General features: G+C 65.0%; 13 protein-coding genes. 9 read left to right on the top strand and 4 right to left on the bottom strand.

Annotated elements, in window-relative coordinates; all coding sequences use genetic code 11:
• Window positions 1–19: 19 nt before the first annotated feature.
• The 5 genes from acpS to ruvX are packed head-to-tail and all read left to right on the top strand — an operon-like array spanning window position 20 to window position 4,078.
• Window positions 20–421 (top strand): holo-ACP synthase, encoded by a 402-nt coding sequence (gene acpS, locus BGP00_RS17745; RefSeq protein WP_292691501.1) that lies wholly within the window; start codon window positions 20–22, stop codon window positions 419–421.
• 14 nt (window positions 422–435) lie between these two features.
• Window positions 436–1,314 (top strand): signal peptidase I, encoded by an 879-nt coding sequence (gene lepB, locus BGP00_RS17740; RefSeq protein ID WP_292691504.1) that lies wholly within the window; start codon window positions 436–438, stop codon window positions 1,312–1,314.
• A gap of 1 nt (window position 1,315) precedes the next feature.
• Complete coding sequence (locus BGP00_RS17735; RefSeq protein WP_292691506.1) at window positions 1,316–2,413, top strand: AI-2E family transporter; 1,098 nt, start codon at window positions 1,316–1,318, stop codon at window positions 2,411–2,413.
• Window positions 2,414–2,420: 7 nt separating this feature from the next.
• Entirely contained in the window at window positions 2,421–3,611 is a 1,191-nt protein-coding gene (locus BGP00_RS17730) for a DUF3089 domain-containing protein (protein WP_292691508.1), read from the top strand.
• On the top strand, window positions 3,599–4,078 hold the full coding sequence (gene ruvX, locus BGP00_RS17725) for a Holliday junction resolvase RuvX (RefSeq protein WP_292691510.1): 480 nt from the start codon (window positions 3,599–3,601) through the stop codon (window positions 4,076–4,078). Before BGP00_RS17730 ends, ruvX begins: the two co-directional genes overlap by 13 nt.
• Window positions 4,079–4,458: 380 nt before the next feature.
• Here the strand turns inward: ruvX and BGP00_RS17720 are convergent, their stop codons facing one another.
• The 4 genes from BGP00_RS17720 to argH form a co-directional block, all read right to left on the bottom strand.
• The gene (locus BGP00_RS17720) at window positions 4,459–5,247 is read right to left on the bottom strand and encodes an NAD(P)-dependent oxidoreductase (protein WP_292691512.1); all 789 of its coding nucleotides are present in this window, start codon (window positions 5,245–5,247) and stop codon (window positions 4,459–4,461) included.
• Between the two features lie 240 nt (window positions 5,248–5,487).
• Entirely contained in the window at window positions 5,488–6,750 is a 1,263-nt protein-coding gene (gene lysA / locus BGP00_RS17715; RefSeq protein ID WP_292691514.1) for a diaminopimelate decarboxylase, read from the bottom strand.
• 40 nt (window positions 6,751–6,790) lie between these two features.
• Window positions 6,791–7,012: a hypothetical protein gene (locus BGP00_RS17710; protein WP_246870302.1), complete on the bottom strand. Its 222-nt coding sequence runs from the start codon at window positions 7,010–7,012 to the stop codon at window positions 6,791–6,793.
• A gap of 28 nt (window positions 7,013–7,040) precedes the next feature.
• Window positions 7,041–8,414, bottom strand: a complete 1,374-nt coding sequence (gene argH, locus BGP00_RS17705; protein ID WP_292691649.1) for an argininosuccinate lyase — start codon at window positions 8,412–8,414, stop codon at window positions 7,041–7,043.
• Window positions 8,415–8,484: 70 nt separating this feature from the next.
• Between argH and BGP00_RS17700 the strand changes: the two genes are divergently transcribed.
• From BGP00_RS17700 to BGP00_RS17685, 4 genes are all read left to right on the top strand, one after another.
• Window positions 8,485–9,033 (top strand): TlpA disulfide reductase family protein, encoded by a 549-nt coding sequence (locus tag BGP00_RS17700; RefSeq protein WP_292691517.1) that lies wholly within the window; start codon window positions 8,485–8,487, stop codon window positions 9,031–9,033.
• 118 nt (window positions 9,034–9,151) lie between these two features.
• Window positions 9,152–10,627, top strand: a complete 1,476-nt coding sequence (locus tag BGP00_RS17695) for a methyl-accepting chemotaxis protein (protein ID WP_292691519.1) — start codon at window positions 9,152–9,154, stop codon at window positions 10,625–10,627.
• A gap of 133 nt (window positions 10,628–10,760) precedes the next feature.
• The gene (locus BGP00_RS17690) at window positions 10,761–12,023 is read left to right on the top strand and encodes a sensor domain-containing diguanylate cyclase (protein ID WP_292691520.1); all 1,263 of its coding nucleotides are present in this window, start codon (window positions 10,761–10,763) and stop codon (window positions 12,021–12,023) included.
• On the top strand, window positions 11,977–13,071 hold the full coding sequence (locus BGP00_RS17685) for a bifunctional diguanylate cyclase/phosphodiesterase (protein ID WP_292925797.1): 1,095 nt from the start codon (window positions 11,977–11,979) through the stop codon (window positions 13,069–13,071). The genes BGP00_RS17690 and BGP00_RS17685 overlap by 47 nt, the downstream gene beginning before the upstream one ends.
• Window positions 13,072–13,091 lie beyond the last annotated feature (20 nt).

Genomic DNA, 13,091 nt, shown 5'->3' with positions numbered 1-13,091 from the left:
TCTTGGGGGTGACAACACGATGATCCTGGGCCTCGGCACAGATCTGGTGAATATCGACCGTATCGAGGCGGCGCTGGAACGGCATGAAGCGCGGTTTCTGGCGCGCAGCTTTACGCCCGCAGAGATCGCTCTGGCCGATTCGCGCCCGGCGATGCGCGCGGCCACGCTGGCCAAGCGCTGGGCCGCCAAGGAAGCATGCGCCAAGGCATTGGGCACCGGCATCGGGCGCGGCTTTGGCCTGACCGATATCGAGGTGGTGCGCAATGATCTGGGCGCGCCCTCGCTCCTGCTGCACGCCGGGGCCGCCGATCGTCTGGCCGCGATCACCCCACCGGGCCAGACAGCCCAACTCCACCTTTCGCTCACCGACGATTTGCCATGGGCCTCCGCCACGGTCATCATCGAAACCCTGCCTCTTTGAAAGACGATTCCCCAATGTCCGCCTCCAGCGATACCAAGACCACCGACACCGCCAAGCAGCCCATCAACTGGTGGGCCGAGGTGCGCGGGCTGGGCGGCATGCTGCTGGCGGTGCTGGCGTTTCATTCATTTATCGCCAAGCCGTTTTACATTCCCTCGGCCTCGATGCTGCCGGGATTGTGGGTGGGCGATCATCTGGTGGTCTCGAAATATCCCTATGGCTGGAATTGGGCCTCGCCCAGCTTTCACGTCCTGCCGCGCGGCTCCTGGCGCATCTGGCCCGGCACGCCCGATTATGGCGATGTGGTGATCGTGGTCCCGCGTGACCGGCCGGGCGATGATTATATCAAGCGCGTGGTGGCCCGCCCCGGCGACCGTATCGCCCTGCGCCATGGCCAGATCATCCTCAATGGCCGCCCCGTGCCGCAGGCGGTCGAATCGCCCGCCGAAATCCCGCTCGACGCGATCCGGGGCGATGAAGACCCCTACCCCTGCGAAGGCGCCGGTTTTATCGGCCTCAAGGAACGCAAGCCCTCGGGTCAGGAGGTCTGCTCGATCCCGGCATGGCGTGAAACCTTGCCCAATGGCGCGACCTATACGATCCTCGATCATATGGAACAGCCCTTTGACGACATGGCCGAAATCCGTGTGCCCGAAGGCCATGTCTTTGTGATGGGCGACAACCGCGACCACTCCGCCGACAGCCGCGTGCCGCTGGAGGAACGCGGGCTTGGCGGGCCGGTGCCTTTGTCGGATGTGGGCGGACGCGCCGAATTCATCACCCATTCCTTCAACGGCACGGCGGGCTGGAACCCGCTGAGCTGGTTCACCGGCCTGCGTTCGGGCCGCGCGGGCACCTCGCTGCGCCCGCCCTTGGTGAGCAAACCCAAATAATATGGCCCAAACACCCCGCAAGCCCTCCACGCCTCGCCAGCGCCGCGCCGGCCCAACCGACATTCGCGACCCGATGGTGCGCAATGAGGCGAAGAAGGCGCTGATCTGGCTGGGCATTGCCGGATTGATGGTGCTGCTGGTGGTGCTGGCGCAACCATTGATGGTGGTGTTCGGCGGGATGGTGTTTGGCGCGCTGCTGGATGGCGGGGCGCGGCTGCTGGGGCGGGTGCTGCCGATCCCGCGCCTGTGGCGGGTGGCCATCGTGCTGGCGGCGGCGGCCGGCTTTGCCATCTGGTTTGCCACCTATGCCGGGTCGCAACTCGCGCTTCAGGCCGCCGCCTTGCCCGAAATCCTGATGGCGCAGGCGCAAAAGGGCCTGCACTGGGCCGAACGCCACCGGCTGATTACACTGAACCGCAGCACGATCCAGACCTTTACCGAACAGGCCATCGCGGGCGCGGCGCAATTGCCCAGCGTGCTGGGAGGGCTGTTCGGCGGCATGGCCACGCTGTTTCTGATCCTCGTGCTGGGCGTCTATTTCGCCATCGATCCCCAGCCCTATCAGCGCGGTCTGGCATGGATGCTGCCGCGCGAAAGCCGCCCGTTTTTCGAACAGATGTTTACCCAGATGGGCCATACGATGCGCCGCCTGCTGTTCGGGCGACTGGTGGGCATGGTGATCGAAGGGTTGACGATCGGCCTTGCGCTCTCGGCCTATGGCGTGCCCATGGCAACGCTGCTGGGGCTGATCACCGGCGTTTTGGCGTTTCTGCCCAATATTGGCGCGCCGGTCTCGGGCCTGCTGATGGTCATGGTCGGCTTTTCGGGCGGCACATCCATGGGGCTTTACTGTATCGGCGTCTATATCGTGGTTCAGGGGATCGACGGCAATATTGTCGTGCCCATGGTGGCCAAGAAGACCGCCGATCTGGCCCCCGCGCTGGTCCTGGCGATGCAGCTGATGATGGGGGCGCTGTTCGGCATTCTGGGGCTGGCGCTGGCGGATCCGATGCTGGCCATGCTCAAGGTCTTGCTGGAAAGGCTGGCGGCGCGCGGCGCGATGGCGCATGATGGCGCCGAAGTGACAGAGCAGGTGTAAATCCCCCTTGGCGCGAAAGTTTCTCTATGGCGTTGCAATTCTGGTGGTGCTTGTGATCGGTGCGCTGGGTGCTTTGCGCTATTGGGCCAAGGAATTGACACAATTCACCTTTGTGCCGGTCGTGCCGTTTTCCGCCGCGCCGCCTCTGGCCGCCAATGCCTATGCCGATCCGGCCATGTGGTATTCGCGCGGGGCGGGCGGGCCGAATGATCCTTCGCGCTGGCGCCCCACCGGCGCGCCGGTGGGCGAGGCGACCCTGCCCGTTGCGGTGTTTTTCATCCATCCCACCAGCCATTTCGACCGGCTGCACTGGAATTCGGCCGTTGACGAAACGCTGATTTCGGGGCGGACGGAAATCCTGCTGCGCGGTCTGGCCACACCCTTCAGCGCGGCGGCCGAAGTCTGGGCGCCGCGCTATCGACAGGCCACCTTGGGCGCTTTCCTGACCGACCGGCCATCAGGGAGAAAGGCGCTCGATGTGGCCTATGGCGATGTGCTGGCCGCGTTTGATGAATTTATCGCAACGGTCGACCCGCGCCTGCCCATCGTGATCGCCGGGCACAGCCAGGGCGCGTTTCACCTGATGCATCTGATGCAGGACCGAGTGGCGGGCAAGCCGCTGGCCGCGCGGGTGGCGGCGGCCTATGCGGTGGGCTGGCCGGTCAGCCTGGACCATGACCTGCCCGCGATGGGCCTGCCCGCCTGCGAAGGCCCCGATCAGGCGGGCTGTGTCATCTCATGGCAGAGCTTTGCGGAACCTGCCGAAACCGACATGGTGCGCGAGGCCTATGCCCGCTTTCCCGGCCTTGATGGCGCGGCCCGCGGCAACAGCCCGTTCCTCTGCGTCAACCCACTCACCGGCCGCCCCGGTGACGCCGTCCCGGCGCAGGCCAATCCCGGCACGCTGGTGCCTGATACGGCGCTGACCGGGGCCAGCCTTGTCCCCGGCCTCGTGCCTGCGCGCTGCGCGCCGGACGGGTTTTTGATGATCGGCCCCGCGCCCCAGCTTGGCCCCTTCGTCGCGCCGGGCAACAATTTCCACGTCTATGACATCCCCCTGTTCTGGAGCGCCCTGCGCGCGGATGTGGCGCGGCGGGTCAAAGCATGGCATGGCGCGCCTCCCGCAAGGAGCGCCCGCAAGGCGCCCGATATGCAAACCGAAAAAACCGCAGGCTGGTGGCGCCAATGGCTGAGCTGATTACCCTTTCCGCGCTGGATATGCGCGATGCGTTGCCCGATGGCGGGGGCCTGATCGGCCTCGACCTTGGCACGCAGACCATAGGCACCGCCTTTGCCGACCCCGAATGGCGCATTGCCTCGCCCGGCAAGACCATCGCGCGCGGCAAATTCAGCGTGGACAAATTGGCCATCGCCGCGCTGATCGAGGAACGCGGCATCAAGGGCATCGTCATCGGTCTGCCGCTGAACATGGACGGCACATCGGGTCCACGCGCCCAATCGGCCCGCGCCTATGCCAAAAACCTTGCCGTGCTGGGCCTGCCCATCCTGCTGTGGGACGAGCGATGGTCCACCACCAGCGCTGAGCGCGGGCTGATCGAGCAGGACATGAGCCGCGCCAAGCGCAAGACCCGCATCGACAGCGCAGCCGCGGCGGTGATCCTGCAGGCGGCGTGCGATGCGATGGCGGGCGGGATGCGGTGGTAGACTTCATCGGCGACATAATCGGCGATTGCATTTCAGAAGTAATAAGTTGGCTATTTAATAAGCTGCCACGGCCCCTGCGCATTGGTTGCTGGTTCGTTATTGGCTTAATGATCACCGGGTTGCTTGTTTGGATTCTGGCATTAAGGTGAAGATGAATATGCGAGGGTCTAGACCCTCGCGCTCCCTTTACTGTCTGCGTTGCGCTATGGATTCGCCGTCGAGTGCCGGACGCGCCGTTAGAAATTATAAAGCCTGCGGCGCGTTTTAAGTAGCGCCGCAAGCTTTATAAATATCGCCCAAAACACCCCGCCGCAAACCATCCCCATTAACGGGATTGCAAAGGGCCCCCGCCCTTTGCCCGCCGGAGGCAAACCTGCTTCCTACCCCCCATTTCTCACAATAACCCAAACCCCACCGGGTGCCTCAAACCCCTGCCCTCGCGCGATTTTCAACCGGATCGCATCGGCCCGCGCCCGCGCCAGCACGACGTCGGGCACACCTTCCTCAACCGCGATCCCATCGGCCCCGCCCAGCCAGCGGGCCTGACGCAGCGTGAGATCATCGGGATCGGGCGAGGTCAGTACGATTTCGGCCAGCGTCTCGTCAGGCAGCCTGGCGCCCGCAAGGAAGGCATCCACCCGCCCCGCGCTGCCATCGTCGAGCGGGTCGAGCATCCCCCCCTGCCCCAGCGCCACATCGAGCGCGCGACGGCGGTCGGCCGCATCGGGAAACCGCCGCCGCAGCACGGTCCGCGCCGCACCCAGCGCCTGCGCCAGCGCGCCCAGCCTCTCGGGCAAAAGCGCCTCCAGCCGCAGCCGCAATTGCTTGGCCAGCCCCGCCGAGACGCCCCCCGTCCCCACCGCGATCAGCACGGGCGAACGGTCCAGGATCGAGGGCGTGGTGAAATCGCAAAGGTCGGGCTGGTCGACGACATTGACCAGCAGGCCCGCCCCGCGCAGCCGCAGGGCATCGGCGGCGGCAGCTTCACGGTCCTCATAGGCGACGAAGGCGAGACGCGCACAGCGGTCGATCCCTTCCTGCATATCGTCGAACACCTGTCCGCCCGCGCGTTCGACAAGGCGGCGTTTAGCGTCCGCCGCATCGCCTGTGCCCAGAACGATGACGGGTTGGCCCTTGATGCGGTGAAAGAGGGGGAGTGTGTCGATCATGGTGGGGGTTATAGAGGGAATAGGGCAAGATGCGAGGGTCTAGACCCTCGCGCTCCCTTTACTGTCCTCGTTGCGCGAAGAGTTCGGCGTTTTGTGTCGGACGCAATGTCAGAAATTATAGAGCCTGCGGCGCTCTTTCGTAAGCGCCGCAGGCTTTTAAAATTCCAATCCCCCAAACTATCCCCATTAACGGGATTGCAAAGGGCCCCCGCCCTTTGCCCGCCGGAGGCAAAACCCCCTTTAATCCATCAACCAATTCGGCACCTGCTCCGCCGCCAAAATGGCCGCAGGATCAATCCGATTGGCGACAACCGCCCACTGATCGCCATTGACCATCACCTCGGGCACCAGCGCGCGGCTGTTATAGGTGTTGGCCATGGTGGCGCCATAGGCCCCGGCGGTGCGGAACACGGCAAGATCGCCCGCCTTCACCACGTCGATCTCGCGGCCCATGGCAAAGGTGTCGGAGGATTCGCAGATCGGGCCGACGATATTGGCGGTGAACTTTTCGCCATTGGGCTCGACGGCCAGAAAATCGTGCCACGAGCCATAGAGCGCCGGGCGGGCAAGGTCGTTCATGGCCGCATCGACGATGACGAAGGGCGTGGTCACGCCTTCCTTGACGCGCACAACCTCGGTGACCAGCACGCCCGAATTGCCCGCGATCACGCGGCCCGGTTCGAACATCAGTGTGACGCCCCAATCGGCCGTGACGCGCGCCACCATGGCGGCATATTCGGCCGGAGAGGGAAACACCTCATCCGCCTTGTAAGGCACGCCGATGCCGCCGCCCAGATCCATATGGGTGATGCTCAGGCCCTGCCCGCGGATCGAGCGCATCAGCTCGCCCATCTTGCTAAACGCGGCCTCCAGCGGGTCGAGCCTGGACAACTGGCTGCCGATATGGACGGCAAGCCCGCGCATCTCGATACCCGGCAGCGCGGACAGGCGCGCATAGATCCCGGCGGCGCGGTCATAGGCCACGCCGAACTTGTTTTCCGCCATGCCGGTGGAAATCTTGGCATGGGTGCCCGCGTCCACATCCGGGTTCACGCGGAGCGCGGCATGGGCCACCAGTCCGAGCGAAGCGGCAATCGCGGCCAGCTCGACGCCTTCCTCTTCGCTCTCGATGTTGAACTGGCCGATGCCCGCCTTAAGCGCGCGGGTCAGCTCGTCCGCCGTCTTGCCGACGCCGGAAAAGACCACGCCCTGCGCCGGGATACCGGCGGCCAGCGCGCGGTCCATCTCGCCCGCAGAGACCACGTCCGCGCCGTAACCTTCGCGCGCCAGCAGCTTCAAGACCGCCAGATTGGGGTTCGACTTGACCGCAAAGGCGATATGCGTCGAGGGCAGGATCGACAGAGCCTCGCGGAACACGCGCGCGTGGCGGGTCAGCGTGGCGGCCGAATAGATGTAAACCGGCGTGCCCACGGCGCGGGCAATGGCGGGAATGGCGGTGTCTTCGGCATGAAGAACGCCGTCAACGTAATGAAAATGATCCATGTGTCTTTAAATCCTGCGTGGGGGCATAAGGCCCCCCGGCTCATTCTGAAGGAGGCAGATCGAAGGCATCGTCCGTGCGCGGTTCAGAGCGCGTGTGCAGCTCGACATTGCGGCTGGGACGGGCCTGAGACGATTGGCTGAGCAATTCCGTCGCACTCGGCCGGTCCTTGCGGCCAATGGGCGAAGGGGGCAACTGATGCCCCGGCGCGGGTTTAAGTTCGCCCTGCGTGCCGCAGCCCGCCAGCGCCAGGAGCGCAACCATCGGGAAAAATACGGCACGCATAAGGGCGTTACTCCATACCAAGCGCGGCGCGAGCCTGCGCCACACGTTGTTCTACCTGAGATGGGGCGGTGCCGCCATGGCTGGCGCGCGATGCCACCGATGCCTCGACCGAAAGCGCGGGATAGACCGCATCGGTAATGCGCGGGTCGATCGCCTGCAGTTCATCGAGGCTGAGCTGATCCAGCGCGATCCCCTTGCTTTCGGCCAGCTTGACCGCCGCGCCGGTGATGTGATGCGCCTCGCGGAAGGGGATATTGGCCTGACGAACCAGCCAGTCGGCCAGATCGGTCGCCGTGGCATAGCCCAGTTCGGCGGCCTGACGCATGCGGTCGGTGCGGAAGGTGGTGCTTTCCACCATGCCCGTCATCGCGGCAAGGCACAGGGTCAGCAGACCGGCCGCTTCAAACACCGGCGGCTTGTCGTCCTGCATATCCTTGGAATAGGCCAGCGGCAGGCCCTTCATCGTGATCATCAGGCTGGTGAGCGAGCCGATGATGCGCCCGGCATGGCCACGCACCAGTTCGGCGGCATCGGGGTTCTTCTTTTGCGGCATGATGCTGCTGCCGGTCGACAGACTGTCGGGCAGGCGGACGAAGCCGAAGGGCTGCGACGCCCAGATGATGAACTCTTCGGCAAGACGCGAAAGATGGAGCGAGCATTGCGCCGCCGCCATCAGGTAATCGAGCGCGAAGTCGCGGTCCGAAACCGAATCGAGGCTGTTGTCGGTGGGACGGTCGAAATCCAACGCCCGCGCCGTGGCGAAACGGTCGATGGGGAACCCGGTCCCGGCCAGCGCGGCGGCGCCCAGCGGCGACTGGTTCATGCGCGCACGGGCATCGGCAAAGCGCGAGACATCGCGCGCGGCCATTTCGTAATAGGCCATCAGGTGATGGCCAAGCGTCACCGGCTGCGCGGTCTGAAGATGGGTAAAGCCGGGCATGATCGAGTTCACATGCTCGCCCGCGCGGGCCACCAGCGCCTTTTGCAGCGCATTGAGACCGGCCAGCGCCTCGTCCACCGCATCGCGGACCCAGAGGCGGAAATCGGTGGCGACCTGATCGTTGCGGCTGCGCGCGGTGTGCAGACGCCCCGCCGCCGGACCGACCAGTTCGGCAAGGCGGCTCTCGGTGGTCATGTGGATGTCTTCGAGATCCCAGTTCTCAGGGACGCCGCTCACTTCATATTCGCCCGCGACCGTGTCCAGACCGGCGCTGATCGTGGCGGCGTCATCGGCGCTCACGATTCCCTGCGCGCCCAGCATCGCGACATGGGCCTTGGAGGCGCGGATATCCTGGCGCCAAAGGGCCTTGTCGAAGGGGATCGAGGCGTTAATCTCACGCATGATGGCGCTGGGCCCTTCGGCAAAGCGCCCGCCCCACATCTGATTGGAGCCTGCCTTGTTGTCACCTTCGCTCACGCGCAAAATCCTCAAACTTGCCGGTAGGGGCCTGATGGTGGCCACCATCGCGGCCGGAATCGCGGGTTGCGATAGGCAAAGCGGCGGCGATAAGCAACCGCCAGAAGCAGGCGCATCAGCCCCATCCTCGGCGCCCAATGCCGAAGGCGCCGCGCTCGACCGCAGCCACAAGGGTTCGCGACTGCCCGCGCTGACCTTCAGGGATGCGCAGGGCAAGGAGATCAACACCGCAAGCCTCAAGGGCAAACCTCTGCTCATCAACCTGTGGGCGACATGGTGCGGGCCGTGCATCGCCGAACTGCCCGCGCTGAACAAGCTGGCCGCAGGCGGCAGGATCCGCGTGCTGACCGTGTCGCAGGACAGCGAAAGCGCCAAGGCCAAGGTCGCCGCCTTCCTCAAGGCGCGGGGGGGCGATGCGCTGGAACCATGGCTGGACCCCGAAGGCACGGCGGCGACCCAGTGGCAGGTCGGCACCCTGCCCGCCTCGATCTATTATGATGCGCAGGGGCGCGAGGTCTGGCGCATCAATGGCGGCAAGGACTGGGCCGGGGCCGAGGCGGCCGCCCTGCTGGCCGAGCAATAGGCACAAGGGGGGCATCCGGTATTTCCCCTCCCTGCTGCTTGCCCCCGATTTAACCAAGCCCGACTAGAACAGGATCCGATTTTACACATATGACCTCAGGGCAGAGGAAATCGGATCGATGCAGGGCATTCCAACGACAAAGCGCGCGCGCCGCGAAACGGTAACCTCGATCGATTCCTCCAACCTGCGCGTGTTTCCCGCGATCCGGGCGATGGTGGCGCGATACGCCCCGCGCGCGCTCGAAAGGCTCTATGCCGCCATCGCGGCCCATCCGGCCGCCTCCAAAATCATTCCCACCCAGGAACAGCGCGAGAGAGCCTCCAGCGCGCAATTGCAGCACTGGCTCTCGCTTTTTGAATCCTCCTTTGACGATGCCGCCGTGGCCCGCGCCACCAAGATCGGCCATATCCACGCCCGCGTCGGGCTGGAGGCGGACCTTTATATCAGCGGCTATGCGCTGGTGCTGGAAAGCATCATCGAGGACACGCTCAAGGGCTTTGCCCTGCCATGGCAAAGGCGCGGTCAGGCCAGGGCCGTGGCCACGCTGGTCAAGACCGCGCTGTTCGACATGGAGGCCGCATTGGGCGCCTATTTCGAGGCCGAGGCGACCCAGCGCAACGATATCATCGCGGCCATGAGCAAGGCGATGGGCGAAGTGGCAGGCGGCAATCTGCGCGCGCAACTGGGCGACGTGCCGCCGGCGTACAAACAACTGGCCGCCGATTTCCACAATATGCGCCACCAGATCAGCAATCTGGTGATCCAGATGACCGATGCCGCCCATGGGGTGAAATCGGGCGCGCATGAGATCAGTTGCGCGGCCAATGATCTGGCCAACCGCACAGAGCAGCAGGCCGCATCGGTCGCGCATATTTCCGAAGTGATGCGCGATGTGACCACGGCCATCGCCACCACGGCGGGCAATGCGCGCGATGTCGACGGATCGGTGGCCGAGGTTTCGGGCCATGCCAGCAAGGGCGGGCGGATCATGGATTCCACCGTTGTCGCGATGGAAAAGATCAAGGATTCGGCCACCCAGATCGCCCAGATCGTCGATGTGATCGACGGCATCGCGTTTCAGACCAACCTGCTGGCGCTCAACGCCGGGGTCGAGGCCGCGCGGGCGGGTGAGGCGGGCAAGGGCTTTGCCGTAGTGGCCAGCGAGGTGCGCGCGCTGGCCCATCGCACCACCGAATCGGCCAAGAACATCAAGAGCCTGATCGTCACCTCGAATGAGGATGTGCAGCATGGCGCCGATCTGGTCGAACAGATGCGCGATGCGCTCAACCAGATCATCGGGCGGCTGGACGATACCAGCAGCAAGGCGGGCGACATCGCCAGCTTTTCCGAACAGCAGTCCGAAAGCATGGTCGCGCTCAACGCGCAATTGCAGCAGATCGACCTCAACACCCAACAGAACGCGGCCATGGTCGAGGAATCGAATGCGGCCGCGCGCGGCCTGTCCGATCAGGCTGCCAGCATGGCCGGTATCGTGGGCCAGTTCAGCTTCGAACGCCGCCACACTTTGCGCGATGGGACTTCTGCCGATGGCAGGCGCGGCGACCGCATGGCCCCAACCGACCGCGCGGCCTGAACACCTCGGGACGCGCCCCTAGGGATAATTCCGATATGGCGGCGGGTCCAAAATTTATCAAACGGCGATAAACACCCGCAGATATTGGGTTTTCGACTTGCTGGCCAAGATTGGCTCTCGGGTCTATACTCCCATGCAACTTCAGGACGTTCCCGGCACGGCGCAAATGATCCATCCTTTGTCTCCACAAACGGGGGATTCCGCCCGCCAATTGCTGACCGAGCGTATAGCGGACAATCTGCGCCGCGCCGTGACGGGGGCCATCGGCGGGACGGCCAATGCCGTGGCTGTGGCCTTGACCATGCTTTCCTCGCCCTATCCCGGCATGGTGCTGGTCTGGCTGGCGGGCATCTTTGCGGTGTCCGGCGCCCGGCTGGAACTGGCGCTGCGGCGCAGGCGGGCGGGATGGGCCACCATCGACGGGCGGCGCGACCTTTGGCATATCCACGCCACGGCGCTGGCCAACGGGCTGCTGTGGGGCGCGGGCATCGCCGCCGGGGCTAGCATAGCCAACACCCGCCAGTTCATCGTTATCGCCATCCTGTCGGGCGGGATGCTGGGCGCTTCGGTGCTGACCTATTCGACCATGGCGCTGGCAGCGGTCCTGTTCATGGTGCCGATCTGTGTCGGCACGATCATCGCGTGGGCGCTGTTTCCGGGCGCGCAGGTATGGGTCGGGACCTTGTTCTGCGCCTCCTATCTGCTGATCCTGTCGCGCGGGGCGTTTCAGAACCAGCGCGAATTCACCAAAGCCTTTCACGCGCGCGAACAATTGCGCGAGACCGGGGCCACGGTGCAATTGCTGCTCAACGATTTCGAGGCGCAATCGGCCGACTGGCTCTGGAAAGTCGACAGTCTGGGCCGCATTCAGGAGCCCAGCCCACGCTTTGGCGATGCCGCGCGGCGGGCATGGCAATTGCTGGACGGGATGCCTTTGCCGGATCTCTTCGCCCCCTGCCCCGAAACCGAGCGGCTGGCCGCGCATCTGGCCCGGCGCACGCCCTTTCGCGATATCACCCTGCCGCTCACACTGGACGGATCGCCCCATTGGTGGACCCTTTCGGCCCAGCCGTGGCAGGACGGGATGCGCGGCGTGGCCCGCGATGTCACCGCGCAAAAGCGCGCCGAGGCCCGCGTCAGCCACATGGCCCATTATGATGGCCTCACCAATCTGGCCAATCGCTTTCTGTTCAACGAAACGCTGGCGGGGGCGCTGCTGCGGCGGCGGGCGCAGGATGACGGGGTCGCGGTGCTTTACCTCGATCTCGACCGGTTCAAATCGGTCAATGACACGCTGGGCCATCCGGTGGGCGACAAGCTGCTGTGCGAAGTGGCGCGGCGAATCGAGGATGCGGTGCGCAAGAGCGACCTGGTGGCTCGGCTGGGGGGGCGATGAATTTGCCATTCTGATGCATGGCCGCCGCATCGACCATATCGCCGAAAAGACCGCCAACCGCATCATCGAGGCAGTCCGCCAGCCCTGCCTGATCGAGGACGGCCAGGTCCTCACCTCGACCAGCATCGGCATCGCGGTCAGCCATGACAGCCAGACCGACGCCGCCACGCTGATGAAACAGGCCGACCTTGCGCTTTATGTCGCCAAGGGGCGCGGGCGCGGCGTGTTTTCGCATTTCGAACCCGGCATGGACGAGGCCGCCGCGGCCCGGCGCGAGCTGGAAATGGACATGCGCACCGGCCTGAGCGAGGGCCAGTTCGAGCTGCATTACCAACCGCTGATCGATGTCATCACGCGCCGGACCGTGGGCTATGAGGCGCTGGTGCGCTGGCGGCACCCCGCGCGCGGCATGGTCATGCCCGATCTGTTCATCCCGCTGGCCGAAGAGACCGGGCTGGTGGTGCCGCTGGGCGATTGGGTGATCCGCCGGGCGTGTCAGGAGCTGGCGCAGTGGCCCGCCCATCTGCGCGTGGCGGTCAACCTGAGCCCCGCGCAATTGCGCAGCGCCGGGCTGATCTCCACCGTGATGCAGGCGGTTGCCGAAAACGGCATCGCGCCCGACCGGCTCGAACTGGAAATCACCGAAAACGTGCTGCTCAAGGACAATGCCGTCCATGGCGCGCTGCTGCATAAATTGCGCGGGCTGGGGGTGCGGGTGGCGCTGGATGATTTCGGCACCGGCTATTCCTCGCTCAACTATCTGCGCGCCTTTCCCTTTGACAAGATCAAGATCGACCGCTGCTTTCTCAAGGGTCTGGGCGAAAGCGACGAGACCTTGCCCATCGTGCGCGCCGTGATCGCGCTGGCCCATGCGATGGGCATGACCACCACCGCCGAAGGGGTGGAAAACGAGCATCAGATGCGCGTGCTGCTGGCCGAAGGCTGCGATCAGGCGCAGGGCTATCTCTTCTCCCGCGCGCTGCCCGCCGCCGATTTTCCCGAACTGCGCCGCCAAAGCCCTGTTGACGCCCCGAAAAAAACCGCCTAATCGCGCCCTTCCCGTGATCG

Origin of the sequence: Novosphingobium sp. 63-713, from assembly GCF_001898925.1 — a bacterium.
Taxonomy (GTDB): domain Bacteria; phylum Pseudomonadota; class Alphaproteobacteria; order Sphingomonadales; family Sphingomonadaceae; genus Novosphingobium.
Note: the sequence above shows the minus strand (reverse complement) of the source record. Positions and strands in the feature narration are given on the sequence as shown.

What these genes read in the sequence shown, in the direction of transcription:
- acpS (WP_292691501.1), top strand. Translation starts at nt 20, where the DNA reads ATGATCCTGGGCCTCGGCACAGATCTGGTGAATATCGACCGTATCGAG.
- lepB (WP_292691504.1), top strand. Translation starts at nt 436, where the DNA reads ATGTCCGCCTCCAGCGATACCAAGACCACCGACACCGCCAAGCAGCCC.
- BGP00_RS17735 (WP_292691506.1), top strand. Translation starts at nt 1,316, where the DNA reads ATGGCCCAAACACCCCGCAAGCCCTCCACGCCTCGCCAGCGCCGCGCC.
- ruvX (WP_292691510.1), top strand. Translation starts at nt 3,599, where the DNA reads ATGGCTGAGCTGATTACCCTTTCCGCGCTGGATATGCGCGATGCGTTG.
- BGP00_RS17720 (WP_292691512.1), bottom strand. Translation starts at nt 5,247, where the DNA reads ATGATCGACACACTCCCCCTCTTTCACCGCATCAAGGGCCAACCCGTC.
- lysA (WP_292691514.1), bottom strand. Translation starts at nt 6,750, where the DNA reads ATGGATCATTTTCATTACGTTGACGGCGTTCTTCATGCCGAAGACACC.
- BGP00_RS17710 (WP_246870302.1), bottom strand. Translation starts at nt 7,012, where the DNA reads ATGGTTGCGCTCCTGGCGCTGGCGGGCTGCGGCACGCAGGGCGAACTT.
- argH (WP_292691649.1), bottom strand. Translation starts at nt 8,414, where the DNA reads ATGTGGGGCGGGCGCTTTGCCGAAGGGCCCAGCGCCATCATGCGTGAG.
- BGP00_RS17700 (WP_292691517.1), top strand. Translation starts at nt 8,485, where the DNA reads ATGGTGGCCACCATCGCGGCCGGAATCGCGGGTTGCGATAGGCAAAGC.
- BGP00_RS17695 (WP_292691519.1), top strand. Translation starts at nt 9,152, where the DNA reads ATGCAGGGCATTCCAACGACAAAGCGCGCGCGCCGCGAAACGGTAACC.
- BGP00_RS17690 (WP_292691520.1), top strand. Translation starts at nt 10,761, where the DNA reads ATGCAACTTCAGGACGTTCCCGGCACGGCGCAAATGATCCATCCTTTG.
- BGP00_RS17685 (WP_292925797.1), top strand. Translation starts at nt 11,977, where the DNA reads ATGCGGTGCGCAAGAGCGACCTGGTGGCTCGGCTGGGGGGGCGATGAA.